The organism is Pseudomonas sp. MOIL14HWK12:I2 (assembly GCF_000510745.1).
Lineage (GTDB): Bacteria > Pseudomonadota > Gammaproteobacteria > Pseudomonadales > Pseudomonadaceae > Chryseomonas > Chryseomonas oryzihabitans.
Genome location: NZ_KI783314.1, coordinates 270,249 through 292,322, shown reverse-complemented (window position 1 = coordinate 292,322; position 22,074 = coordinate 270,249). Strand labels below are relative to the sequence as shown.

General features: G+C 64.9%; 24 protein-coding genes. 6 read left to right on the top strand and 18 right to left on the bottom strand.

The window, feature by feature from the left end:
* Window positions 1-19: 19 nt before the first annotated feature.
* From fkpB to murJ, 5 genes are all read right to left on the bottom strand, one after another.
* Window positions 20-466, bottom strand: a complete 447-nt coding sequence (gene fkpB / locus PSK12I2_RS0122490; protein ID WP_027600178.1) for an FKBP-type peptidyl-prolyl cis-trans isomerase — start codon at window positions 464-466, stop codon at window positions 20-22.
* Window positions 459-962, bottom strand: coding sequence for a signal peptidase II (gene lspA, locus PSK12I2_RS0122485; RefSeq protein ID WP_027600177.1), 504 nt, complete (start codon window positions 960-962; stop codon window positions 459-461). The genes fkpB and lspA overlap by 8 nt, the downstream gene beginning before the upstream one ends.
* Window positions 955-3,789: an isoleucine--tRNA ligase gene (gene ileS, locus PSK12I2_RS0122480; RefSeq protein WP_027600176.1), complete on the bottom strand. Its 2,835-nt coding sequence runs from the start codon at window positions 3,787-3,789 to the stop codon at window positions 955-957. The genes lspA and ileS overlap by 8 nt, the downstream gene beginning before the upstream one ends.
* Before the next feature lies 1 nt (window position 3,790).
* Window positions 3,791-4,738, bottom strand: coding sequence for a bifunctional riboflavin kinase/FAD synthetase (ribF, locus tag PSK12I2_RS0122475; RefSeq protein WP_007160797.1), 948 nt, complete (start codon window positions 4,736-4,738; stop codon window positions 3,791-3,793).
* A 79-nt stretch (window positions 4,739-4,817) separates the two neighbouring features.
* Window positions 4,818-6,356: a murein biosynthesis integral membrane protein MurJ gene (murJ, locus tag PSK12I2_RS0122470; protein WP_027600175.1), complete on the bottom strand. Its 1,539-nt coding sequence runs from the start codon at window positions 6,354-6,356 to the stop codon at window positions 4,818-4,820.
* A gap of 243 nt (window positions 6,357-6,599) precedes the next feature.
* Here murJ and rpsT point away from each other — a divergent pair, with 243 nt between their 5' ends.
* On the top strand, window positions 6,600-6,878 hold the full coding sequence (rpsT, locus tag PSK12I2_RS0122465) for a 30S ribosomal protein S20 (protein WP_007160795.1): 279 nt from the start codon (window positions 6,600-6,602) through the stop codon (window positions 6,876-6,878).
* A gap of 95 nt (window positions 6,879-6,973) precedes the next feature.
* Here rpsT and proB read toward each other — a convergent pair whose 3' ends face one another.
* The 4 genes from proB to rplU all read right to left on the bottom strand — a co-directional run bounded on the left by proB (window position 6,974) and on the right by rplU (window position 10,023).
* Window positions 6,974-8,092, bottom strand: coding sequence for a glutamate 5-kinase (proB, locus tag PSK12I2_RS0122460; RefSeq protein WP_027600174.1), 1,119 nt, complete (start codon window positions 8,090-8,092; stop codon window positions 6,974-6,976).
* A gap of 15 nt (window positions 8,093-8,107) precedes the next feature.
* Window positions 8,108-9,319 carry an Obg family GTPase CgtA gene (gene cgtA, locus PSK12I2_RS0122455; RefSeq protein ID WP_027600173.1) on the bottom strand — a complete coding sequence of 404 codons (1,212 nt, stop codon included), beginning with the start codon at window positions 9,317-9,319 and terminating at the stop codon, window positions 8,108-8,110.
* A 102-nt stretch (window positions 9,320-9,421) separates the two neighbouring features.
* Window positions 9,422-9,682, bottom strand: a complete 261-nt coding sequence (rpmA, locus tag PSK12I2_RS0122450) for a 50S ribosomal protein L27 (RefSeq protein ID WP_007160792.1) — start codon at window positions 9,680-9,682, stop codon at window positions 9,422-9,424.
* 26 nt (window positions 9,683-9,708) lie between these two features.
* Window positions 9,709-10,023: a 50S ribosomal protein L21 gene (gene rplU, locus PSK12I2_RS0122445; protein ID WP_007160791.1), complete on the bottom strand. Its 315-nt coding sequence runs from the start codon at window positions 10,021-10,023 to the stop codon at window positions 9,709-9,711.
* A gap of 400 nt (window positions 10,024-10,423) precedes the next feature.
* On the opposite strand from rplU, the gene PSK12I2_RS0122440 reads away from it, so the two are divergent.
* Both PSK12I2_RS0122440 and PSK12I2_RS0122435 read left to right on the top strand, forming a co-directional pair.
* Entirely contained in the window at window positions 10,424-11,398 is a 975-nt protein-coding gene (locus PSK12I2_RS0122440; RefSeq protein WP_027600172.1) for a polyprenyl synthetase family protein, read from the top strand.
* A gap of 135 nt (window positions 11,399-11,533) precedes the next feature.
* Window positions 11,534-11,788, top strand: coding sequence for a hypothetical protein (locus tag PSK12I2_RS0122435; protein ID WP_007160789.1), 255 nt, complete (start codon window positions 11,534-11,536; stop codon window positions 11,786-11,788).
* Between the two features lie 2 nt (window positions 11,789-11,790).
* Here PSK12I2_RS0122435 and PSK12I2_RS0122430 read toward each other — a convergent pair whose 3' ends face one another.
* The 7 genes from PSK12I2_RS0122430 to PSK12I2_RS0122400 all read right to left on the bottom strand — a co-directional run bounded on the left by PSK12I2_RS0122430 (window position 11,791) and on the right by PSK12I2_RS0122400 (window position 18,118).
* Window positions 11,791-12,408, bottom strand: a complete 618-nt coding sequence (locus tag PSK12I2_RS0122430) for an FKBP-type peptidyl-prolyl cis-trans isomerase (protein WP_017640861.1) — start codon at window positions 12,406-12,408, stop codon at window positions 11,791-11,793.
* Window positions 12,409-12,450: 42 nt separating this feature from the next.
* The gene (locus PSK12I2_RS24730) at window positions 12,451-12,606 is read right to left on the bottom strand and encodes a DUF2256 domain-containing protein (RefSeq protein ID WP_081737463.1); all 156 of its coding nucleotides are present in this window, start codon (window positions 12,604-12,606) and stop codon (window positions 12,451-12,453) included.
* A complete protein-coding gene (locus PSK12I2_RS0122420) occupies window positions 12,603-14,153 on the bottom strand; it encodes a cryptochrome/photolyase family protein (protein ID WP_027600171.1) in 1,551 nt (516 codons plus the stop codon). Before PSK12I2_RS0122420 ends, PSK12I2_RS24730 begins: the two co-directional genes overlap by 4 nt.
* Entirely contained in the window at window positions 14,150-14,455 is a 306-nt protein-coding gene (locus PSK12I2_RS0122415; protein ID WP_027600170.1) for a DUF6482 family protein, read from the bottom strand. Before PSK12I2_RS0122415 ends, PSK12I2_RS0122420 begins: the two co-directional genes overlap by 4 nt.
* 147 nt (window positions 14,456-14,602) lie before the next feature.
* Window positions 14,603-15,091 carry a TIGR00645 family protein gene (locus tag PSK12I2_RS0122410; RefSeq protein ID WP_017640865.1) on the bottom strand — a complete coding sequence of 163 codons (489 nt, stop codon included), beginning with the start codon at window positions 15,089-15,091 and terminating at the stop codon, window positions 14,603-14,605.
* Window positions 15,092-15,170: 79 nt separating this feature from the next.
* On the bottom strand, window positions 15,171-15,512 hold the full coding sequence (locus tag PSK12I2_RS0122405) for a hypothetical protein (RefSeq protein ID WP_007160783.1): 342 nt from the start codon (window positions 15,510-15,512) through the stop codon (window positions 15,171-15,173).
* 161 nt (window positions 15,513-15,673) lie between these two features.
* The gene (locus tag PSK12I2_RS0122400) at window positions 15,674-18,118 is read right to left on the bottom strand and encodes a Lon protease family protein (RefSeq protein WP_027600169.1); all 2,445 of its coding nucleotides are present in this window, start codon (window positions 18,116-18,118) and stop codon (window positions 15,674-15,676) included.
* Between the two features lie 227 nt (window positions 18,119-18,345).
* Here PSK12I2_RS0122400 and PSK12I2_RS0122395 point away from each other — a divergent pair, with 227 nt between their 5' ends.
* The 3 genes from PSK12I2_RS0122395 (at window position 18,346) to PSK12I2_RS0122385 (ending at window position 20,159) form a co-directional block, all read left to right on the top strand.
* Window positions 18,346-18,690 (top strand): hypothetical protein, encoded by a 345-nt coding sequence (locus PSK12I2_RS0122395; RefSeq protein ID WP_027600168.1) that lies wholly within the window; start codon window positions 18,346-18,348, stop codon window positions 18,688-18,690.
* A gap of 69 nt (window positions 18,691-18,759) precedes the next feature.
* Window positions 18,760-19,623 carry an EamA family transporter gene (locus PSK12I2_RS0122390; RefSeq protein WP_027600167.1) on the top strand — a complete coding sequence of 288 codons (864 nt, stop codon included), beginning with the start codon at window positions 18,760-18,762 and terminating at the stop codon, window positions 19,621-19,623.
* Window positions 19,624-19,664: 41 nt separating this feature from the next.
* A complete protein-coding gene (locus tag PSK12I2_RS0122385; RefSeq protein ID WP_027600166.1) occupies window positions 19,665-20,159 on the top strand; it encodes a gluconokinase in 495 nt (164 codons plus the stop codon).
* A gap of 17 nt (window positions 20,160-20,176) precedes the next feature.
* Here PSK12I2_RS0122385 and PSK12I2_RS0122380 read toward each other — a convergent pair whose 3' ends face one another.
* Both PSK12I2_RS0122380 and PSK12I2_RS0122375 read right to left on the bottom strand, forming a co-directional pair.
* Window positions 20,177-20,971, bottom strand: coding sequence for a thymidylate synthase (locus tag PSK12I2_RS0122380; RefSeq protein ID WP_027600165.1), 795 nt, complete (start codon window positions 20,969-20,971; stop codon window positions 20,177-20,179).
* Window positions 20,972-21,097: 126 nt separating this feature from the next.
* A complete protein-coding gene (locus tag PSK12I2_RS0122375; protein ID WP_027600164.1) occupies window positions 21,098-21,994 on the bottom strand; it encodes an ABC transporter permease subunit in 897 nt (298 codons plus the stop codon).
* Between the last annotated feature and the right edge of the window lie 80 nt (window positions 21,995-22,074).

Below are 22,074 nucleotides of genomic sequence, written 5' to 3'. Positions count from 1 at the left end.
CTTCACGGGCGGCGTTGGATCAATGGGAGACGGCAGGCTCGATGGCCAGGATTTCCACGTCGAAGGTCAGCACACGGCCGGCCAGCGGGTGGTTGAAGTCGATGATCACCTGCTCCTCGTCGTAGCTCTTGACCACACCAGGCATCTCGCCACCGGCGGCGTCGCTGAAGATGATCAGCAGACCGGGCGACAGCTCCATGTCACTGAAGTCGTCCCGCGCCATGGTCTGCAGGTTGCCATCGTTGGGCTGGCCGAAGCCGCGCTCCGGCGGAATGGTCAGGCTGGTCTTGGTACCGGCCTCCAGGCCGAACAGCGCCTGCTCGAAGCCGGGCAGCAGATTGCCGTCGCCAACAGTGAAGGTGGCCGGCGCCTTGTCGAAGGTACTGTCCACCACGTCGCCATTCTGCAGCTTGATGGCGAAGTGCAGGGTGACCCGGGTATCCGGGCCGATGGTGATCTCAGCCATGAGCTTCCTCGGGCTTCTTCTTGCGGAACATGTCCAGGGCCAGCATCACGGCACCGACGGTGATGGCGCTGTCGGCCAGGTTGAAGGCCGGGTAGTACCACTCCTGGCGCCAGTGCACCAGGATGAAGTCGATGACGTGGCCCAGGACCAGGCGGTCATAGAGATTGCCCAGCGCACCACCAAGGATCAGCGCCAGGGCGATGGCGGTCCAGGTGTCGTTGCGCAGGCGCTTGAGCCAGACCACCAGGACCACGCTCACTACGGCGGCGATGCCGGCGAAGAACCAACGCTGCCAACCGGAGTGATCGGCCAGGAAGCTGAAGGCGGCGCCCGGGTTGTAGGCCAGGGTCCAGCTGAGGATGTCCGGAATCACCGGCACCTTCTGGTAGAGCGACAGGTTGGCCTGGAAGTAGAGCTTGGTCAGCTGATCCAGCAGGATCACCAGCACACTCAGGGCCAACCAGGGCAAGGCACCGAAACGCGAGGCGTCACGCATGCTCGCGCACCTCGCCGGCACCGTAGACGTTGGTCACGCAGCGCTCGCAGATCTCCGGATGCGCGGCATCCTGGCCGACGCTGTGGCTGTGGTGCCAGCAGCGGGCGCACTTGGGTGCCTCGGACTTGCGGACCACCAGCTTGAGGCCGCTCAGTTCGCTGGCCACGGCGCCTTCCGGAGCCTTTTCCAGCGGCTGGACAGCGGCCTGGGACGAGATCAGCACGAATCTGAGTTCGTTGCCCAGGGCTTCCAGCACGGTCTGCAGGGCGCTGTCGGCGTAGAGGGTGATCTCCGCCTGCAGGCTGCCACCCAGGGTCTTGGCGGCGCGCTGGTTCTCCAGCTCCTTGTTGACCGCGGCCTTGACCGCCATCACCTGATCCCAGTAGGCACGATCCAGGGTCGCGCCCTCGGGCAGGGCGAAAAGGCCGTCGTACCAGGTGGTCAGCATCACCGACTCTTCCCGCTCGCCCGGCAGGTACTGCCAGATCTCGTCGGCGGTAAAGGACAGGATGGGCGCGATCCAGCGCACCAGGGCCTCGGCGATCAGATACAGCGCGGTCTGGCAGGAACGCCGTGGCAGGCTGTCGGCGCCAGTGGTGTACTGGCGGTCCTTGATGATGTCGAGGTAAAAGCCGCCCAGCTCCTGCACGCAGAAGTTGTGCACCTTCTGGTAGACGTTGAGGAAGCGGTACTCGGCGTAGGCCTGCTCGATTTCCTGTTGCAGCAGCAGCGCACGATCCACCGCCCAGCGATCCAGATCGATCATGTCCTCGGGAGCGACCCGGTTGACCGCCGGATCGAAGCCGGAGAGGTTGGAGAGCAGGAAGCGCGCGGTATTGCGGATGCGGCGATAGGAGTCGGCGCTGCGCTGCAGGATCTGGTCGGAAACCGCCATCTCGCCGGTGTAGTCGGTGGAGGCGACCCAGAGGCGCAGGATGTCGGCGCCCAGGCTGTCGATGACCTTTTGCGGGGCGACCACGTTGCCCAACGACTTGGATTGCTTGCGGCCCTGCTCGTCAACGGTGAAACCGTGGGTCAGCAGTTCCTTGTAGGGCGCATGGCCGTCGATGGCGCAACCGGTCAGCAGCGAGGAGTGGAACCAGCCACGGTGCTGGTCGGAGCCTTCCAGGTAGAGATCGGCCGCCGGGCCCTGGTCATGGGCCAGCTCGGCATGGGAGCCGCGCAGCACGTGCCAGTGGGTGGTGCCGGAATCGAACCAGACGTCGAGGGTGTCGCGACTCTTGTCGTACTGACCGGCTTCTTCGCCGAGCAGTTCAGCGGGATCGAGTTTGAACCAGGCTTCGATGCCCTCGCGCTCGACGCGCTGGGCGACGGCTTCCATCAGCTCGACGGTACGCGGATGCAGCTCGCCGCTTTCCTTGTGGGTGAAGAAGGGAATCGGTACGCCCCAGTTGCGCTGGCGCGAGATGCACCAGTCGGGCCGGCCGGCGATCATGCCGTGCAGCCGCGCCTGGCCCCAGGCCGGGACGAACTGGGTCTGCTCGATGGCGGCCAGGGAACGCTCGCGCAGGGTGGCGCCCTCGTTGGGCTGCTTGTCCATGCCGACGAACCACTGGGCGGTGGCGCGATAGATCAACGGGGTCTTGTGGCGCCAGCAGTGCATGTAGCTGTGGTTGATCGCCTCGTGCTTGAGCAGGGCGCCCGCCTCTTCCAAGGCGCCGACGATGACCGGGTTGGCCTTCCAGATGAACTGGCCGCCAAACAGCGGCAGTGACTCTGCGTAGACACCGTTGCTCTGCACCGGATTGAGGATGTCGTCGTTGCTCAGGCCGTACTGCTTGCAGATGCGGAAGTCGTCCTCACCGTAGGCAGGCGAGCAGTGCACGATACCCGTACCGGCGCCCAGCTCGACGTATTCGGCCAGGTAGATGGGCGACAGGCGCTCGTACAGCGGATGACGGAAATTGATCAGCTCCAGGGCGGTTCCCGGGGCAGTGGCGATCACCTCGCCCTGCAGGCCGTAGCGCGCCAGGCAGCTTTCCACCAGCTCTTCGGCCAGCAGCAGCAGGCGATCACCGACGTCCACCAGCGCATAGGTGAACTCGGGATGCACGTTGAGCGCCTGGTTGGCCGGGATGGTCCAGGGGGTGGTGGTCCAGATGACGATGGCGGTGGGCTTGGCCAGCGCTTCGAGGCCGAAGGCGGCTGCCAGCTTGTCGGCATCGGCGACCGGGAAGGCCACGTCGATGGCGTCGGAACGCTTGTCCTGGTACTCCACCTCGGCCTCGGCCAGGGCCGAGCCGCAGTCGAAGCAGAAGTTGACCGGCTTGAGGCCCTTGAAGACGAAGCCCTTCTTGACCAGTTCGCCCAGGGCGCGGATCTCGCCGGCCTCGTTGGCGAAGTTCATGGTCAGGTAGGGATTGCTCCAGTCACCCAGTACGCCCAGGCGGACGAAGCCGGCCTTCTGCTCTTCGATCTGCTCGCTGGCATAGGCGCGGCAGCGCTCGCGGGTCAGATCCGCCGGCTGATTCTTGCCGAAGGTGGTCTCCACCTTGTGCTCGATGGGCAGGCCATGGCAGTCCCAGCCCGGCACATAGGGGGCATCGAAGCCGGCCAGGGTCTTGGACCGGGTGATGATATCCTTGAGGATCTTGTTCAGCGCATGACCGATGTGGATGCTGCCGTTGGCATAGGGCGGACCGTCATGCAGGATGAAGGTCGGACGGCCCTTGCCGATGGCGCGCAGCTTCCCGTACAGGTCGATGTCCTGCCAGCGCTTGAGCGCTTCCGGCTCGCGCTGCGGCAGGCCGGCTTTCATCGGGAATGCCGTTTCCGGCAGGTTGAGCGTCGCTTTGTAATCGGTCATGTCAGTCCAGGCTCGTTGACGGTTGCCCCTGCCAGTAGGCGCGGGCCGTGGCGACGTCCGCTTCGATCGCCGCCTTGAGGGCCTCCAGAGAGGCGAATTTCTGTTCGTCGCGGACCTTCTGCACGAAGGTCACGCTGAGGTGGCGGCCATAGAGGTCGCCGGCAAAGTCCAGCAGATGGATCTCCAGGTGCGGACGACCATCGCCCTGCACCGTCGGCCGCTGGCCGATATTGGCCACGCCCGGCACCACCCGCCCATCGATCAGGCTGCTGACCAGATAGACGCCGCGCAGCGGCGGTCGACGCCGCTTGAGCTGGACGTTGGCCGTGGGCCAGCCCAGCTGACGCGCCAGCTTCTGGCCGTGCAAGACCCGTCCCGAGAGGCTGTAGGGCCGGCCCAGCATGCGCGCGGCCAGGGCCAGATCGCCGTCGGCCAGGGCCTGGCGGATAAGGGTACTGCTCACCCGCAGGCCGTCCAGCTCGACGGTGGTGGCGGCTTCCAGGGTGAAGCCGTGGTCGCGGGCAGCCAGGTTCAGGTAGGTGAAGTCGCCGGCGCGGTCGCAGCCGAAACGGAAGTCGTCACCGATCTCCAGGTGTTTCACCCCCAGGCCTTCCACCAGCACCTGCTGGACGAAGGCCTCGGCAGACAACTCGCGCAGCCGCCGATTGAAGTTCAGGCAGAGCACGTTGTCGACGCCCAGGCGCGCGAAGCATTCCAGCTTCTCGCGCAGGCGGGTCAGACGCACCGGCGCGATATCGGGCAGGAAGAATTCCCGCGGCTGCGGCTCGAAGATCACCACGCAACTGGGCACCCCGAGCTCCGCCGCCCGCTCACGCAGCCGCGCGAGGATGGCCTGGTGCCCCAGGTGAACCCCGTCGAAGTTGCCAATGGTGGCAACGCAGCCCTTGGGAAAGGCGTCGAGATGATGGAGACCACGAAACAGCTGCATGGGTAGGTATTGCTCAGAAATTAATCGATTATATCCGGATGCCCGCCGCGAGGACAGGCGCACACCCGGCCTTGTGCAATCACAGCACCGCGCGCCGATTGAAGTCGCGCACGCGGAAGCCGAGCAGGAAGAGACTGGCGAAATAGGCCAGTACCCCCGCCGCGACCAGCCCGCCCAGACGCAAGAGGCGCTGCCACATCAGTCCTTCGCTCCAGCTGGGCAACAGCTGCATCAGGCCGAACAGGACGGCGGTCATCACCGCCACGGCGATCAGCAGTCGCAGCAGAAAGCCTGTCCAGCCCGCCTGGGGGATGAACAGGTTATGGCGGCGCAGTTGCCAGAATAAAAGGCCGGCGTTGAGACAGGCCGCGACGCCTATGGCCAGGGCCAGGCCGACATGCTGCAGCGGACCGATCAGGATCAGGTTGAGCACCTGGGTCACCGCCAGGGTGAAGAGCGCGATCTTCACCGGGGTCTTGATGTTCTGCTGGGCATAGAAGCCCGGTGCCAGCACCTTGACCAGGATGATGCCGAGCAGCCCCACGGCATAGGCGACCAGTGCCCGCTGGGTCATCAGGGCGTCATGGGCATCGAAACGGCCGTACTGGAACAGTGAGACGGTCAGGGGCTCGGATAGCAGCGCCAGGGCCGCCGAGCAGGGCAGCACCAGCAGGAAGCACAGTCGCAGGCCCCAGTCGAGCAGCCGCGAATACTCCTGGCGATCGGCCTTGGCGTAGGTGCGCGACAGCGCCGGCAGCAGGATGGTCCCCAGCGCCACGCCGAGCACCCCCGAGGGCAGCTCCATCAGGCGATCGGCGTAGTACATCCAGGACACCGAGCCGGCCGCCAGGAAGGAGGCGAAGATCGTGTTGATGATCAGCGAAATCTGGCTGACCGAGACCCCGAGGATCGCCGGCCCCATCTGCTTCATGACCCGCCAGACGCCGCTGTCACGCAGATTCAGTCGCGGCAGCACCAGCATGCCGATGCGCTTGAGATGTGGCAGCTGATAGAGGAATTGCGCCAGACCACCCACCAGGGTCGCCCAGGCCATGGCCATGATCGGCGGATCGAAATAGGGGGTCAGGAACAGCGCGAAGATGATCATGCTGACGTTGAGCAGGGTCGGCACGAAGGCCGGCACGCTGAACCTGTTCCAGGTGTTGAGCACGGCGCCGGCCAGGGACGCCAGGGAGATCAGCAGGATGTAGGGAAAGGTCACCCGCAGCAGGCTGGAGGTGAGGGCGAATTTCTCCGGGGTATCGGCGAAACCCGGCGCGGTGATCCAGATCACCAGGGGCGCAGCCAGCATGCCCAGCAGCGTGACCACCGCCAGCACCAGGGTCAGCAGGCCACTGACGTAGGCCAGAAAGGTGCGGGTGGCCTCCTCGCCCTGCTGGGCCTTGTATTCGGCGAGGATAGGGACGAACGCCTGGGAAAAGGCCCCTTCGGCGAAGATGCGGCGCAGCAGGTTGGGCAGCTTGAAGGCGACGAAAAAGGCGTCGGTGGCCATGCCGGCGCCAAAGGTGCGGGCGACGATGGTGTCGCGCACGAAACCCAGCACGCGGGACAGCATGGTCATGGAGCTGACGGCGGCCAGGGACTTGAGCAGATTCATGGCAGGGAGAGGACTCGGTGAACGCAGCGGGACGTGACAGAGGATGCGCGTGAGCGCAGTCGCGCGATGGGCACAAGCGATCGAGTGTAACGAGGCCCTTCATCGGCGACCAGCCGGATATCCATCCAGACAGCCTTGACAGGCGCCGCCAGGGACGTCAAGATTCGCGACCTTAATTTAGCTCTGTACTTGCTACAGAGTTCGCTCTGTACCCAATACAGTCTTTTTCGAAGGAGCTCCACGGTGGCTAACTCCCCCTCCGCCAAAAAACGCGCCAAACAGGCTGAGAAGCGTCGCAGCCACAATGCGAGCCTGCGCTCCATGGTGCGTACCTACATCAAGAACGTCGTCAAGGCGATCGAAGCCAAGGACCTGGAAAAAGCCAAGTCCGCTTATGTTGCTGCCGTTCCGGTCATCGACCGCATGGCCGACAAGGGCATCATCGACAAGAACAAGGCCGCTCGTCACAAGAGCCGCCTGAACGCGCACATCAAGGCCCTGGCTACCCCCGCCGCTGCCTGATAAGCGTTCAAGTAAAAAACCGGCTTCGGCCGGTTTTTTATTGCCTGGGATTCGGGAATCCAACGCCTCCGGAGAGGCGCCAGGATCGACGATCGTCAGACCAGGACGAGGTTGTCCCGGTGAATCAGCTCGGGCTCGTAGACATAGCCCAGCTCAACCACGATGGCATCCGAAGGCCGCCCCAGGATGCGCTGCGCCTCGGTCGCACTGTAGTTGACCAGGCCACGCGCCACCTCGCGCCCGTCCGGACCGACGCAGGCAACCATCTCGCCGCGCCGGAAGCTGCCTTCCAGCGCTCGCACGCCCACCGGCAGCAGACTGCGATGACCGCCCACCAGGGCCTCCACCGCACCGGCATCCAGGCGCAGGGTGCCACGCACCTGCAGATGCCCCGCCAGCCACTGCTTGCGCGCCGCCACCAGGCCACGCTCGGGTGACAGCAGGGTACCCAGCTGTTCGCCCTGCTGCAGGCGACTGAGCACCTGCTGGATCCGCCCGCCGACGATGACGGTATAGGCACCGGAGCGCGCCGCCAGACGCGCAGCACGCAGCTTGGTCTGCATGCCGCCACGCCCCAGGGCACCGCCAGTACCACCGGCGACCAGATCCAGGGCCGGATCGTCGGCGCGCGCCTCGCTGATGAGGCTGGCGTCGGGATTGTTGCGCGGATCGGCATCGAACATGCCATCGCGATCGGTGAGGATGACCAGCAGATCGGCTTCGACCAGGTTGGCCACCAGGGCAGCCAGGGTGTCGTTGTCGCCGAAGCGGATCTCGTCGGTGACGACGGTATCGTTCTCGTTGATCACCGGCACCACACCCAAGCTCACCAGGGTGCGCAGGGTGCTGCGGGCATTGAGGTAGCGCTTGCGATCGGACAGGTCGTCATGGGTGAGCAGGATCTGCGCGGTCTGCACCTGATGCTCGGCGAAACTGGATTCCCAGGCCTGCACCAGCCCCATCTGCCCTACCGCCGCGGCCGCCTGCAACTCGTTGATGGCGGTCGGACGCTGCGCCCAGCCGAGCCGACTCATACCGGCCGCCACCGCACCCGAGGACACCAGCACCAGCTCGATGCCCGCCTGGTGCAGGGCCACCATCTGCTCGACCCAGCCAGCCATGGCCCCGCCATCCAGACAACGCCCGTCGTCGGTCAGCAGGGCACTACCGATCTTCACCACCCAGCGCAGGGCGCCAGACACCTGATCACGCATGGGCAAGCTCCTTTCTTACCGTACGTAGAAGATTTCCGGACCGTCGCCGTCGTCTTCGTCATCATCGAAGTCGCCGTCTTCGTCCACCGCCTTGACGCCCGAACGGCGCAGGGCCCGCTGGTCGTCCAGCGCCTGCAGACGCGCCCGCGCCTCGTCCTCGATGCGCTGATCGAGTTCTTCCAGCGCCTCGGCATAGGCCGGGTCCTCGGCGAGACGCAGGGTCCGCTCGTCGAGATACTGCATGATGGCCTGACAGAGCTGCTCGGTGCCTTCCCGCTCCAGGGCGGAGATGACGAAGACCGGACCCTGCCAGTCCAGACGCTCGACCACCGCCTTGAGGCGCTCTTCGCGCTCGTCATCGAGCAACTGGTCGGCCTTGTTCAACACCAGCCAGCGGTCACGCTCGCCCAGCGCCGGGCTGAACTTGGTCAGCTCGTTGATGATGGTCTCGGCAGCCTCGGCCGGATCGCTTTCATCCAGGGGCGCCATGTCGACGAGGTGCAGCAGCAGGCGGGTCCGCGCCAGATGCTTGAGGAAGCGGATTCCCAGGCCGGCGCCTTCGGACGCTCCTTCGATCAGCCCCGGGATGTCGGCGACCACGAAGCTCTTGAAGCGCCCCACGCTGACCACGCCCAGGTTGGGCACCAGGGTGGTGAAGGGATAGTCCGCGACCTTGGGCTTGGCGGCCGAGACCGCGCGGATGAAGGTGCTCTTGCCGGCATTGGGCAGGCCGAGCAGACCGATGTCCGCCAGCACCTTGAGCTCCAGCTTGAGATCGCGCTCTTCACCGGGCTTGCCCGGGGTGGTCTGCCGCGGTGCGCGGTTGGTGCTGGACTTGAACCGGGTGTTGCCCAGGCCGTGCCAGCCACCCTGGACGACGCGGATGCGCTGACCGGGCTGGGTCAGGTCACCGATGATCTCCTGGGTCGCCGCATCGATCACCGTGGTGCCCACGGGGACCGGCAGCACCAGGTCTTCACCCTTGGCGCCGGTGCACTCGGTGCTCCCGCCCTTCTCACCGTTCTGCGCAGTGAAACGTCGGGTGTAACGGTAATCGACCAGGGTGTTCAGGTTGATGTCGGCTTCGAGCCAGATCGACCCGCCATCGCCGCCGTCACCGCCATTGGGGCCACCCTTCTCGATGAATTTCTCCCGGCGGAAACTCATCATGCCGTTGCCGCCGTCACCCGCTTTTACGTGTATGGATACTTCATCGACGAATTTCATCTGGACCTCCCGCGCTCGCGGGCCGCTGCAAACAAGGAAATAGCTTAACTACAAACGAAAAAGCCCCGTCGGGTAGACAGGGCTTTTCTTTCGTCACGGGCCTTAGGCGGCGGCGACGATGCTCACGTAACGACGGCCGAAGGCGCCCTTCACGTCGAACTTGATCACGCCGTCCACTTTCGCGAACAGGGTGTGATCCTTGCCGAGGCCCACGCCGTAACCGGCATGGTACTGGGTGCCGCGCTGACGCACGATGATGTTGCCGGCCTTGACGACCTGGCCGCCGTACAGCTTCACGCCAAGGCGTTTGCTTTCGGAATCGCGACCGTTACGAGTAGAACCACCCGCTTTTTTGTGTGCCATGAGTCAATTCTCCGTTAGAGGCGAGATCAGGCCTGGATGCCAGTGATCTTGATTTCGGTGAACCACTGACGGTGGCCCTGACGCTTCATGTGATGCTTACGACGACGGAATTTGATGATGGTGACCTTGTCGTGACGGCCCTGGGCGGTCACTTCGGCGGTCACTTTGGCACCATCAACGACCGGCAGACCGATCTTGACGTCGTCACCGTTGCCAACCAGCAGAACCTGGTCGAAGGTGACGGTTTCACCGGTGGCGATGTCGAGCTTCTCGACCTTCAGGTATTCGCCTTCGGCGACCTTGTATTGCTTGCCACCGGTAACGATAACTGCGTAGGACATGGTAAATCTCCGTTAAACCTGCTCACCCGGTGCTTTATAGGAAGAATCGTCGACCGGCATGGCTGCACGGGACCGGAAGGACCACCGCGCAATTGCGTAAGACAGGGGGTTAACCCTAGGAATGTTCAGGGCCCGCGATTCTACGCAAGCCGGGGCCGGGAGGCAAGAGCCGCCCGCCCGCGCCTTGACAGCCCCCCACCCCACCCCTAGCATGCCGCGCAACCTCGTTCAGCGGCCATGCCGGGCCGGTGCCCAGCCGAATCGGCATGAGCGGCGAGCCGCGGGAGCGCGATGGCAATCCCTGGGCATGGCACTTGTGCCGGTCCCTAGGGCATAGTCTGGCGGTCATGCGCCATCCGGCCGCTTGAATATTGCCCGGACCTCCAGTGGACACCTCTCAATGACGCAGCAATCCCAGTCCTTCTATCGCGTGGTGACGGACGATTTCGCCGCCGTAGACGGCATCATCCGCCAGCAGCTGACCTCGCGCGTGCCGCTGGTCGAGAAGATTGGCGACTACATCGTCTCCGCGGGTGGCAAGCGCCTGCGTCCGCTGCTGGTCCTGCTGGCCGGCAAGGCGCTCGGGCGCGCCGATCACGATCTGCAGCTGCTGGCGGCGACCATCGAATTCCTGCACACCTCTACCCTGCTGCACGACGATGTCGTCGATGCCTCGGGAATGCGCCGTGGCCGCTCCACCGCCAACGCCCTCTGGGGCAACGCCCCCAGCGTCCTGGTGGGCGATTTCCTCTATGCCCGCTCCTTCGAGATGATGGTGGCGCTCGGCTCCATGGAAGTGATGCGCATCATCTCCCAGGCCACCCGCGTCATCGCCGAGGGCGAGGTGCTGCAGCTGTCGAAGATCCGCGACGCCAGCACCACCGAAGAGATCTACATGGAAGTCATCCGCGGCAAGACCGCCATGCTCTTCGAAGCCTCCACCCACAGCGCGGCGATCCTGGCCGGCGCCAGCGCCGAACAGGCCGACGCCCTGCGCCGCTATGGCGATCATCTGGGCGTGGCCTTCCAGCTGGTCGACGACCTGCTCGACTACCAGGGCGACGCCGTCGCGTTGGGCAAGAACGTCGGTGACGATCTGGCCGAGGGCAAGCCGACTCTGCCGCTGATCGTGACCATGCGCGAAGGCACTGCCGAACAGGCCGCCCTGGTACGCCAGGCGATCCGCCAGGGCGGCAGCCAGGACCTGGAAGGCGTGCGCGCCGCCGTCGAAGCCGCTGGCGCCCTCGACTACACCGCACGCAAGGCCCAGGAATTCGCCGAGCGGGCGATCGCCTGCCTGGACGCCCTGCCCGCCAGCGAATATCGCGACGCCCTGGCCGACCTGGGTCGCTTCTCGGTGGCCCGTACCCACTAACGCCTGCGCCGCCTGATCAAGCCCGCCGTCGCCAGACCGCGGGCTTTTTCATGTCCGACCAAAAAAGTCAGGTAATCCCTTGATATTTATTGAATAAGAATTATTCTCATAAATAGCACAGCAGGAGCCCTTGCCATGACTTATCTGATCGACGCCTGGCTGGACCGGCCGCACCCCTATCTGCGCATCCTCAACCGGGAAACCGGCAAGGTCTGCGCGGAGCTGGACGAGACGGCCCTGGAAGAACTCAAGGACCTGGGCGAACTGGATCTGCACAGCCTCACCTCCAGCGAGCCGCGGGTGGTGAAGGAGCAGATCCGCCAGGTCTTCCTGTTCAGCTACGCTCTGGCGCTACGCCCGGACAACGAGGCGCTGCGCCTGGACTGCTAGCCTCAGAGGACGTCGAGCAGCTCGACGTCGAACACCAGCACACTGTGCGGCGGGATGCCGCCGACGCCCTGGGCGCCATAGGCCAGTTCGCTGGGCACATGCAGGCGCCACTTGCTGCCGGCAGGCATCAGTTGCAGGGCTTCGGTCCAGCCGGCGATCACGCCGCCCACCGGAAACTCGGCCGGCTGGCCGCGCTGGTAGGAGCTGTCGAACACGCTGCCGTCGATGAGGGTGCCGTGGTAGTGGGTGCGCACCTGGTCTTCACGGGTCGGCGTGGCGCCCTCCCCCTGGGTGAGCACCTCGTATTGCAGACCGGACGGCAGCACCACGACGCCAGGGCGCTCGGCATTGGCCTTGAGGTAGTCGACGCCTTCCTGGGCCGCCGCAGCGGCCTTGGCCTGGGCTTCCGCCTGCATGCGCTCGCGGATGACGCGGAAGCTGGCGTTCAGCGACTCGACGTCCACCCGGGAATCCTGGCCGTCGAAGGCCTCGGTCAGGCCGGCGAGCACGGCCGCCAGCTGCATGCCGGGGACCGGATTCTGGCGCAGCTGATCGCCCAGCTGGCGGCCGATGCCGTAGCTGACGCGGGCTTCGTCGGTGTCGAGCAGGATGTCGTTCATAGCAGCCTTTCCATCGTGAAAAAAGGAGCCGAGCCTAGCACATCAGGGTCCCGGCTCGCCGCCGAGGCTGCCGCGCTGCCGGCGACAGCGCTCGGAGCAATAGCGCACCTCGTCCCAGTTGCGCTCCCATTTCTTGCGCCAGGCGAAGGGCCGCTGGCAGACCGGACAGACCTTGGTGGGCAGATCGCCCTTCTTCATAGGGATTCTCCCGCGTCGAGACGCGCCAGCAGGATTTCGCCACGCTGCCAGAGGGCCTGCTGGCGCTCGGGGGCCTGGCGATCAAGATTGCGATAGAGATTGAGCATGCGCGGATAGTGGGCGAAACGCTCGCGATGGCGGATTAGGAAGTGCCAGTAGAGGGCATTGAAGGGACAGGCCCTGTCGCCCAGCGCTTCCATGACCTGATAGTGGCAGCCCTTGCAGTAGTCGGACTGGCGACGGATGTACTGGCCGCTGGCGCAATAGGGCTTGCTTGCCAGATAGCCGCCGTCGGCATGCATCACCATGGCCTGGGTATTGGGCAGCTCGACCCACTCGAAAGCATCCAGATAGACCGCCAGATACCACTCGCCGATGGCCTGGGGCGCGATGCCGGCCAGCAAGGCGAAGTTGCCGGTGACCATCAGCCGCTGGATATGGTGCGCGTAGCCCAGCGCCAGGGTCTGGCCGATGGCCTGGCGCATGCAAGCCATACGGGTATCGCCGGTCCAGTAGAACTCTGGTAGCGCCCGGGTATTGCCCAACGCATTGAGCTCACGGTATTCGGGCATGCGCAGCCAATAGACGCCATGGACGTACTCTCGCCAGCCGATCAGCTGACGCAGGAAGCCCTCGGCACTGTTGAGCGGCACCCTGCCCTCGCGATAGGCGGCATCCACGTCGGCGCAGAGCTGACGCAGGTCCAGCAGCCCGATATTGAGCGCCGCACTGATCCGAGCGTGATGCAGATAGGGCTCGCCACGGGCCATGGCGTCCTGATAGCTGCCGAAGTCGCGCAAGCCCGTGCCCAGGAAGTGCTGCCAGAGGCGCTCGGCATCCGCCCGGGTCACCGGATAGTCGAAGCCCTCCAGCCGGCCATAGTGATGAGCGAAGCGCTGCCCGACCAGCTCGAGCACGTCCCCGGTACAGGCATCGGCCGGACAGCTGAAGGGCTCGGGAACAGGCTGGTCTTTAGGCAGCGCCTTGCGATTGTCCTTGTCCAGATTCCAGACGCCACCGCAAGGCTCGTCTGGCCCCTCCATCAGCCAGCCGTGTCGCCTGCGCATGCCGCGGTAGAAGGCCTCCATGCGCAGCTCGGTGCGCGACCCGGCCCAGCGGGCAAAGGCGGCGCGACTGCAGAGGAATCTGTCATCGCCATGCCAGCGTACCGGTATCGTCAGGTCCAGCGCCCGCAGCGCCTGCTCCAGTCGCCACTCGCCGGTCTCGGTCAGCCGAATCTCACGCGCGCCCGTCGTCTTTGCCCAGAACGCGATCTCGGCCGGCAGCGAGCCCTGGTTGTCGGGGTCGTCCAGGGTGCGATAGAGAACCCGGAAGCCGCGCGCGCGCATCTCGCTGGCGAAGTGGCGCATGGCGCTGAAGATCAGGGCGATCTTGCGCGGATGATGAGGGACATAGCTGGCTTCGCTCATCACCTCGGCGAGCAGCAGCACGTCCTGCGCGGGATCGGCGTCGCGCAGGGAGGCCAGGCGAGGCGAAAGCTGATCGCCGAAGACCGGCAGCAGGCGCCGAACGGCGCCCTCGCTCAAGAGGCGTTCCGGTAGTTCAGCGGGATCTTCAGGGGTTCGGCCGAGCGTGGCGCCATGCCGACCATCTCGTCGTAGGCACTGTGCTGGATGAGAAAGCACGGCAGTGCCGGCAGATCGGCCAGCAGGCGGCGGGCCTGGGCGGCCGAGCCCAGGCGGTAGAAGTGTCCGTCCCGTCCGGTCAGGCGCGTGCGACCGTTCTGGGTGAGCACCTCGAGCACATAGAAACCACCCTCGATGGAGAGCAGATTGAGTTCACGAACCTCACCGGCCTGGGCGCGCTGGGTCAATTCCGGCAATTGCATGGAAACCTCCGGGTCGAGATCGACGCCGGGGATGGCGTCGATAGGCAGCTGTGAGCCTTCGACAACCTAGGACAAGCAAGCGCAGCGGTGCAATCCACAAAGCGTAAGCGAAAGCTGCCGGCGGCAGACGAGTGGCCGCCCGGCCCATCAGTGCTTGGTCAGGCGATCCAGATAGCCCATGGCGAAGGCCGACACTACGAACACCAGATGGATGATCACGTACCACTTGAGGTACTCGGGATTGGTGTTCTGGGCATCCATGAAGATGCGCAAGAGGTGAATCGAAGAAATGGCGACGATGGACGCGGCCACCTTGTTCTTCAGCGAGCCCGAATCCATCTTGCCCAGCCAGCTGAGCTTTTCCGAGCCCTCGTCGATGTCCAGCTGGGAGACGAAATTCTCGTAGCCGGAAATCATCACCATCACCAGCAGGCCACCCACCAGCGCCATGTCGATCAGCGACAGCACCAGGAGGATCAGCTCGGCCTCGGTGGATTCGAAGATGTGCGGTAGAACGTGGAAGACTTCCTGAAAGAACTTGAGCGCCAGCAGGACCAGGGCCAGGGACAGACCCAGATAGATGGGTGCCAGCAGCCAACGGGAGGCGTAAAGGGCTTTTTCGATCAGACGTTCCATGCAGACTCGCTCGGATTACAGGGCCGGGCGAGTATACCGGGGCGGTGCGAACGGACCAATGCGGCAGGTTGTACCTGATTCAGGCGTCGGGACCGACCTGGAAACGCACCTGCTGATGGGCACGCTCACCGTTCATCTTGCGCAGTTCACTCTGCATGTGCAGGCGCCAGATCTGGGTCTCTTCGACCTGGATGTAGCCCTGCTCGACCAGGTTCTCGGCGATGGCGGTCATGACGCCCTCGGCCGCTTTGGGACCATGGAAAGGCCCCTGGGCCTTGATGGCGGTGGGCTGCTGACCGTTGAGGCCGGCGGCGCACAGCAGGGTCCACAGGCCCTGCTCCTGACCGAGCGGCTTGATTTCGCATTCGATACGGGTGACGAGGCCCAGGCAGGGACGGATCAGGGTAATGGTGCGGGACATGGCGTCATCCTCTCGAAGCGCTCAATGCTCGCCGGTCCTAGGCCAGAGGTATCCACAAAGGCTGTGGACAACCCTGTTGGTCAACAGGGGGCAAGCGGGTCTGGGCGCCGTGCTACTTGGGCTGCGGCACCTTGTACAAAATCCGACCTGCCCCCTGGACCTCAGTTCTCCGCCGCTTGGTTGTTTTTCCCTTTTGCCTTGGAGTTATCACTGAGTTTGTCGGCCAGTTCATCTTCCAGCTCGAGCTCGGCGATTTCCTTGAGACGCTGTACCACGCGCGCATTGACGCTGCCGTCGGGGAAGCGACCCTTGGCATCCGGCGCCCCGGCGGGCTCGCCCACCAGCAGCGACAGGGCCTCGTCCGCCTGACGTACGGCATAGACATGGAACAGCCCCGCGCGGACCGCTTCCAGCACGGTTTCGTCGAGCATCAGGTTGGTGACGTTGGCACGCGGGATGATCACCCCCTGCTCGCCGGTCAGGCCACGGGCCTGGCAGAGACGGAAGAAGCCTTCGATCTTCTCGTTCACGCCCCCGACCGGCTGCACCTCGCCGAACTGGTTGATGGAGCCGGTGATGGCGAAGCACTGCTTGAGCGGGGTGCGCGACAGCGCCGAGATCAGGGTGCAGGCCTCGCCGAGGGAGGCGCTGTCGCCATCGACATAGCCATAGGACTGCTCCAGGGCGATGCTGGCCGAGATCGACAGCGGGAATTCCTGGGCATAGCGACTGCCCAGGTAGCCGGTCAGGATCATCACCCCCTTGGAGTGGATCGGCTGACCCAGGCTGACTTCGCGCTCGATGTCGAGGATGCCGCTGGCGCCCGGGTAGACGGTGGCGGAGATGCGCGCCGGCATGCCAAAGGCAGAGTCGGCGACCTCCAGTACGGTGAGGCCGTTGCACTTGCCCACCGCCGCGCCTTGGGTGTCGATGAGGATGAGGCCGGTGAGCATGTCGTCCAGCACCCGGGCGCAGACGCGACCAGTGCGGGTCTCCTTGGCCTTGAGCGCACGCTCCACATGGCCCTTGTCGGTCCGCTCGTCGCCGGCCAGGTGGCGGATGAAGTCGGCTTCGCTGACCAGCTGGAACAGATCGCCGATACGCGCCGACAGCCGCCCCTGGTGTTCGGCCAGGCGGGCGCTGTAGGTGGCCAGGCGGGCCACGGCCGCCGAGGTCAGGGGCGCCATGCCCTCCTCCGAGGTACGCGTCTTGAGCAGCTGGGCGAACTGCTCCAGGCTCTCGTCGCGCAGCGGCAGTTCTTCGTCGAAGTCCACCAGCACCCGGAACATCTCCTGGAAGTCCGAATCCAGCTCCTGCAGGGTGTAGTAGATGTTGCGCGAGCCGATGATGATGACCTTGAGCTGCAGCGGGATCTGCTGCGGCGCCAGGCTCATGGCGGTGAGCCGCCCCAGCTCGGCCAGTGGCGATTCCATCTTCAGCTGACGCGAATGCAGGGCGCGCTTGAGCGCGTCCCAGACGAAGGGCTCGGTCAGCAGCTTGTCCGCCTCGACGATGAGGAAGCCGCCATTGGCGCGGTGCAGCGCCCCCGGGCGCAGCTGGCGATAGTTGGTGTAGAGCGCGCCCTGATCGGACTGGTACTCGATGCGCCCGAAGAGGTTGTCGTAGGTCGGGTGGGACTCGAACACCACCGGTGCACCGCCGGTGACGTGGTGACCGATGATCAGATTGGGTTCGTACTGCTCGCGCAATTCCTTGCGCCGCTGCATGTCGGGCTTGGCGTCGTCGGCCAGCTGCTCGACCACCGTCTTGAGCAGATCCACCTGCATGGCCTGCAGGTAGGCGCAGACCCCGGGATTGTCGTTGTACTTCTCCGACAGCGGCGCCAGCAGCGGCTGCAGGGCCTGGATGATGGTGTCTTCATTCAGGGCACGCAGCTGGTTGCTCGATTCGCGCCGCCACTGCGGCAGGCTGGCCAGCTCTTCGTTGAGGCGCTCTTCCAGGCTGGAGATGTCGGCGTGGAAACGCTCGCGCTCGGCCTCGGGCAGCTGGGCGAAGTCGGCCTCATCCAGCGCCTTGCCCTCCTTCATCGGGGTGAAGGCGACATTGTTGGCATCGCGATAGAGGGCGATCTCCTTTTCCAGGGCGAGCTTTTCCACCACGTCCAGCGCCTGGTCGTAGCGCTGGTTGAAGGCGCGCTCGATGGCGCTCTTCTTCTGCTGGAAGGCCGGGTGCTCGAACACCGCCGGAAAGGTCGCCAGCAGGTTGTCGATGAAATGCGCCATGTCGGCCACGAAAGCCTCGCCTTCACCAGGCGGCAACTCCAGGGCGCCCGGGGCGCGGGGCTCTTCGAAGTGATTCAGGTAGACCCAGTCGTTGGGCGTCGGTTGGCGCTTGGCCTCGGCCTTGAGATAGCGCTGGACGAAGGAGAAGCGACCGGTGCCCGGCTCGCCCATGACAAAGACGTTGTAGCCGGGCCGCGGCATGGCCACCCCGAACTGCAGGGCTTCCACCGCGCGTTCCTGACCGAGGATGCCGCGGAAGGGTTCGAGCTGATCGGTATCGGCAAAGGAGAATTGTTCGGGAGCGAAGGGGCGGGTCAGCTCATCGGGAGCGAGCCGTAGACCGGCCGCGACGGGATCGTGCATCGTAAGTCCTTGTCAGGCATGCAAGCAGTGTCCGCATTCTGCGACCGGGATGACAGCCGAAGCAAGGCAAGCGGCGCACCCCTGCGCATTTAAGCGCAGCGGTGCGCGGGGTTAGCGCAACGTCTGTCGGTATTTTCCGGCGCCCGCGTTTTTTGACGAAATTCTCACCAGACGCCTACTAAGCTCTCTACATGGGGATCAGGCGTAGGATCCCGTGAGGAGGCCCCATGGCTGGCTCTCGTCGTTTAATTCCGCTGTTGTTTCTGCTGTCCGCGCTTGCGGCCTGCACCAGCTATCACGACCAGTTGATCGCCAAGGGCTATCCGCCGGCCTATGCCGACGGCTTCAGCGACGGCTGCCAGACCGGCAAGCAGGCGGTCAACGGGATAGGTTACGAGCACAAGGACGCCCGTCGCTTCGCCGCGGAAAAGCCCTATCAGCAGGGCTGGGACGCGGGCTATGCGCAATGCGTGCAGGTGGCCCAGCGCGAAGAGCAGCAGCGGTTCCTGGACCAGGTCCGGGAAAATCGCGAAGGCGCCGAACAACTGCACCTGCGCTCCAAAACACGTTGAGGTCGTAGCCAACCTTGCGGCGCGGATAGGATGACCTATGCTGGCGGGCCCGCTTGTCGAGCCCTGCCGATGTCTGTCCGTTCGCCGCTGTTCGCCGTTGCCCTGCTGCTGGTCGCCATGACCTCGATCCAGACCAGCGCCAGCCTGGCCAAGACCCTGTTCCTGCGTCTCGACCCGGTGGGCGTCACTACCCTGCGATTGATCTTCGCCGCGCTGGTCCTGCTGCTCGTGCTGCGCCCCTGGCGCAACTTTCGCCGCGAGGCGCTGGGCAGTCTGCTGGGCTATGGCATCGCCATGGGCGTGATGAACCTGACCATCTACCTGGCCATGCAGCGGCTCCCGATCGGCATCGCCGTCGGCCTGGAATTCGTCGGCCCCCTGGTGGTGGCACTATGCGCCCTGCGCCGCTGGCTGGACCTGCTGTGGATCGTGCTGGTGGTGGCCGGCCTGGCGGTACTCCTGCCGTTCGGCCACAACGCCTCGGCGCTGGATCCACTGGGCACCGCCCTGGCCCTGGGCGCCGGTGCCTGCTGGGCGCTGTACATTGTGCTGGGCAAGCGCGCGGGAGCGGTGCACGGCACCGGCACGGTAGCCTTTGGCGCGACCATCGGCGCCCTGGTGATCCTGCCCATCGGCATCGCCCACAGCGGCAGCAATCTCTTGCAACCGGAAATCTGGCCGCTGGCACTGGCCCTGGCGCTGATGTCCACGGCCATTCCCTACGCCCTGGAGATGGTGGTGCTGACCCGCCTGCCGGCGTCCACATTCGGCACCCTGATGAGTCTGGAGCCGGCGCTGGGCGCCCTCTCCGGCTGGGTGTTCCTCGGCGAAATCCTGGGCATCGCCCAATGGTTCGCCCTCGCCTGCATCATCGTCGCGTCCATCGGCGCCACCTGGAGCAGCCGCCTGACCCCGGAGCAAACGCCGCTCTAGGCACTCTATAGCGAGGCGAATCCTCACGCGGAGTACCGACGATGATCTATCTGATAATGGGCGTCTCGGGCAGTGGCAAGACCACCCTGGGCGAACTCCTGGCCAGCCGGCTTGGCTGTCGTTTCGACGATGCCGACACCTTTCACAGCCAGGCCAACAAGGACAAGATGGCCAAGGGTATCGCCCTCACCGACGAGGATCGCTGGCCCTGGCTGGACGCCATCCACGATGCCATGCAGCAGGCGCAGGCCGAGGGCACCACTCGGGTGTTCGCCTGCTCGGCGCTGAAGAAGGTCTATCGCGACCGCCTGCTGAGCGGCCTCGAAGGGGTCCGCCTGCTGTTTCTCAAGGGCTCGCCGGAGCTCCTGGCCGAGCGCATCGGCAGTCGCCGCGGACACTTCTTCGATCCAAAGCTCCTGCAGAGCCAGCTCGATACCCTGGAGGCGCCCGATCACCTGGAAGCCCAGGTGCTGGACGTGCGCAAGTCGCCGGAACAGCTGGTGGATGAGGTGCTGGCGTCTGGCCACGGCGCCTGAGCGCTGCGGCCAGCGCCTCAGACCGCGACGGGCGCCTTGATGTGCGGGTGGGCCTGGTAGCCTTCCAGTTCGAAATCCTCGAAGCGGAAGGCGAACAGGTCGGTGACCGCCGGATTGAGCTTCATGGTCGGCAGCGGCAGCGGCTCGCGGGTCAGCTGCAGATCGGTCTGCTCCAGGTGATTGGCATAGAGATGGCAATCACCGCCGGTCCAGATGAATTCGCCCGGCTGCAATCCGGTGACCTGGGCCACCATCAGGGTCAGCAGCGCATAGCTGGCAATGTTGAAGGGCACGCCGAGGAAGATGTCGGCGGAGCGCTGATACAGCTGGCAGCTCAGGCGACCATCGGCGACATAGAACTGGAACAGCGCATGGCACGGCGGCAGCGCCATCTCGTCCACCAGGGCCGGATTCCAGGCCGAGACGATCAGGCGCCGCGAGTCGGGCTTGGCGCGGATCATGTCCACCACCCCGGCGATCTGGTCGATATGGCGACCATCGGGTGCCGGCCAGCTGCGCCACTGGTAGCCGTAGACCGGTCCCAGCTCACCGTTCTCGTCGGCCCATTCGTCCCAGATGGACACGCCATTGTCCTTCAGGTAGCGGATATTGGTCTCGCCCTGCAGGAACCACAGCAGTTCGTGGATGATGGATCTCAGATGGCATTTCTTGGTGGTGACCAGGGGAAAGCCCTCGGCCAGGTCGAATCTCATCTGGTAGCCGAAGACGCTGTAGGTCCCGGTGCCGGTGCGGTCGCTCTTGAAGGTGCCGTGTTCGCGCACGTGGCGCATCAGGTCGAGGTACTGTTTCATGGCGGGAGCGCTACCTGGCAAAAGGCAAATGGTACCAAATCGTGCCCTGTTGCAGCGGTCGCGCTTGTCGCAGGCTTGCTCATCGGACATAAAAAAGCGGCCCTGAGGCCGCCTTTTCCAGGACACCTAGCTGCTGGCTGGCGGCGCCGTGAGGGTCGCCGTTTCGCGCTCGCGCTGGGTGATCTCCGAGGCCGTGGCATCCATGGCTTCCTGCAGCCCCTGCAGGCGCTTCTTCTCGGCGCGGCGGGTGAAGTACCAGGCGAAGAAGGTGAACAGCGAGACCGCCAGGAGGATCAGGCTGGCGATGGCGTTGATCTCCGGCTTCACACCCAGGCGCACCGCCGAGAACACCTCCATCGGCAGGGTGGTCGAGCCGGGGCCCGACACGAAACTCGCCAGCACCAGGTCGTCCAGCGACAGGGCGAAGGACATCATGCCGCCCGCCGCCAGCGACGGCGCGATCATGGGAATGGTGATCAGCAGGAACACCTTCCACGGCCGGGCGCCCAGGTCCATGGCCGCCTCTTCGATGGACAGGTCCAGTTCGCGCAGCCGCGCCGACACCACTACCGCCACATAGGACGAGCAGAAGCTGGTGTGGGCGATCCAGATGGTGGTCACGCCGCGATCCTGCGGCCAGCCGATCAGCTGGGCCATGGAGACGAACAGCAGCAGCAATGACAGACCGGTGATCACCTCGGGCATCACCAGCGGCGCCGTGACCATGCCGCCGAAGACGGTGCGGCCGCGGAAGCGCGGGATGCGGGTCAGCACGAAGGCCGCCAGCGTTCCGAGGATCACCGAGGAGATGGCCGTGTAGAAGGCGATCTCCAGGGAGCGGAACACCGCGCTCATCAGCTGGCTGTTGTCCAGCAGCCCGACGTACCACTTCACCGACCAGCCACCCCAGACGGTCACCAGGCGCGACTCGTTGAAGGAGTAGATGACCAGGATGACCATCGGCAGGTAGATGAACAGCAGTCCGAGCACCAGCATCAGGTTGGTGAACTTGAGGCCTCTCATAGCTTGCCCTCCAGTTCCTTGGCTCGGCTCCAGATTGGAGAGCCGGTTGAACAGCACGATGGGCACAGAGCGGCTTTCTG

Bases quoted from the DNA above. Each gene is read 5' to 3' on its own strand.
- fkpB (WP_027600178.1), bottom strand. From the start codon at position 466: ATGGCTGAGATCACCATCGGCCCGGATACCCGGGTCACCCTGCACTTC.
- lspA (WP_027600177.1), bottom strand. From the start codon at position 962: ATGCGTGACGCCTCGCGTTTCGGTGCCTTGCCCTGGTTGGCCCTGAGT.
- ileS (WP_027600176.1), bottom strand. From the start codon at position 3,789: ATGACCGATTACAAAGCGACGCTCAACCTGCCGGAAACGGCATTCCCG.
- ribF (WP_007160797.1), bottom strand. From the start codon at position 4,738: ATGCAGCTGTTTCGTGGTCTCCATCATCTCGACGCCTTTCCCAAGGGC.
- murJ (WP_027600175.1), bottom strand. From the start codon at position 6,356: ATGAATCTGCTCAAGTCCCTGGCCGCCGTCAGCTCCATGACCATGCTG.
- proB (WP_027600174.1), bottom strand. From the start codon at position 8,092: ATGCGTGATCAGGTGTCTGGCGCCCTGCGCTGGGTGGTGAAGATCGGT.
- cgtA (WP_027600173.1), bottom strand. From the start codon at position 9,319: ATGAAATTCGTCGATGAAGTATCCATACACGTAAAAGCGGGTGACGGC.
- rpmA (WP_007160792.1), bottom strand. From the start codon at position 9,682: ATGGCACACAAAAAAGCGGGTGGTTCTACTCGTAACGGTCGCGATTCC.
- rplU (WP_007160791.1), bottom strand. From the start codon at position 10,023: ATGTCCTACGCAGTTATCGTTACCGGTGGCAAGCAATACAAGGTCGCC.
- PSK12I2_RS0122440 (WP_027600172.1), top strand. From the start codon at position 10,424: ATGACGCAGCAATCCCAGTCCTTCTATCGCGTGGTGACGGACGATTTC.
- PSK12I2_RS0122435 (WP_007160789.1), top strand. From the start codon at position 11,534: ATGACTTATCTGATCGACGCCTGGCTGGACCGGCCGCACCCCTATCTG.
- PSK12I2_RS0122430 (WP_017640861.1), bottom strand. From the start codon at position 12,408: ATGAACGACATCCTGCTCGACACCGACGAAGCCCGCGTCAGCTACGGC.
- PSK12I2_RS24730 (WP_081737463.1), bottom strand. From the start codon at position 12,606: ATGAAGAAGGGCGATCTGCCCACCAAGGTCTGTCCGGTCTGCCAGCGG.
- PSK12I2_RS0122415 (WP_027600170.1), bottom strand. From the start codon at position 14,455: ATGCAATTGCCGGAATTGACCCAGCGCGCCCAGGCCGGTGAGGTTCGT.
- PSK12I2_RS0122410 (WP_017640865.1), bottom strand. From the start codon at position 15,091: ATGGAACGTCTGATCGAAAAAGCCCTTTACGCCTCCCGTTGGCTGCTG.
- PSK12I2_RS0122405 (WP_007160783.1), bottom strand. From the start codon at position 15,512: ATGTCCCGCACCATTACCCTGATCCGTCCCTGCCTGGGCCTCGTCACC.
- PSK12I2_RS0122400 (WP_027600169.1), bottom strand. From the start codon at position 18,118: ATGCACGATCCCGTCGCGGCCGGTCTACGGCTCGCTCCCGATGAGCTG.
- PSK12I2_RS0122395 (WP_027600168.1), top strand. From the start codon at position 18,346: ATGGCTGGCTCTCGTCGTTTAATTCCGCTGTTGTTTCTGCTGTCCGCG.
- PSK12I2_RS0122390 (WP_027600167.1), top strand. From the start codon at position 18,760: ATGTCTGTCCGTTCGCCGCTGTTCGCCGTTGCCCTGCTGCTGGTCGCC.
- PSK12I2_RS0122385 (WP_027600166.1), top strand. From the start codon at position 19,665: ATGATCTATCTGATAATGGGCGTCTCGGGCAGTGGCAAGACCACCCTG.
- PSK12I2_RS0122380 (WP_027600165.1), bottom strand. From the start codon at position 20,971: ATGAAACAGTACCTCGACCTGATGCGCCACGTGCGCGAACACGGCACC.
- PSK12I2_RS0122375 (WP_027600164.1), bottom strand. From the start codon at position 21,994: ATGAGAGGCCTCAAGTTCACCAACCTGATGCTGGTGCTCGGACTGCTG.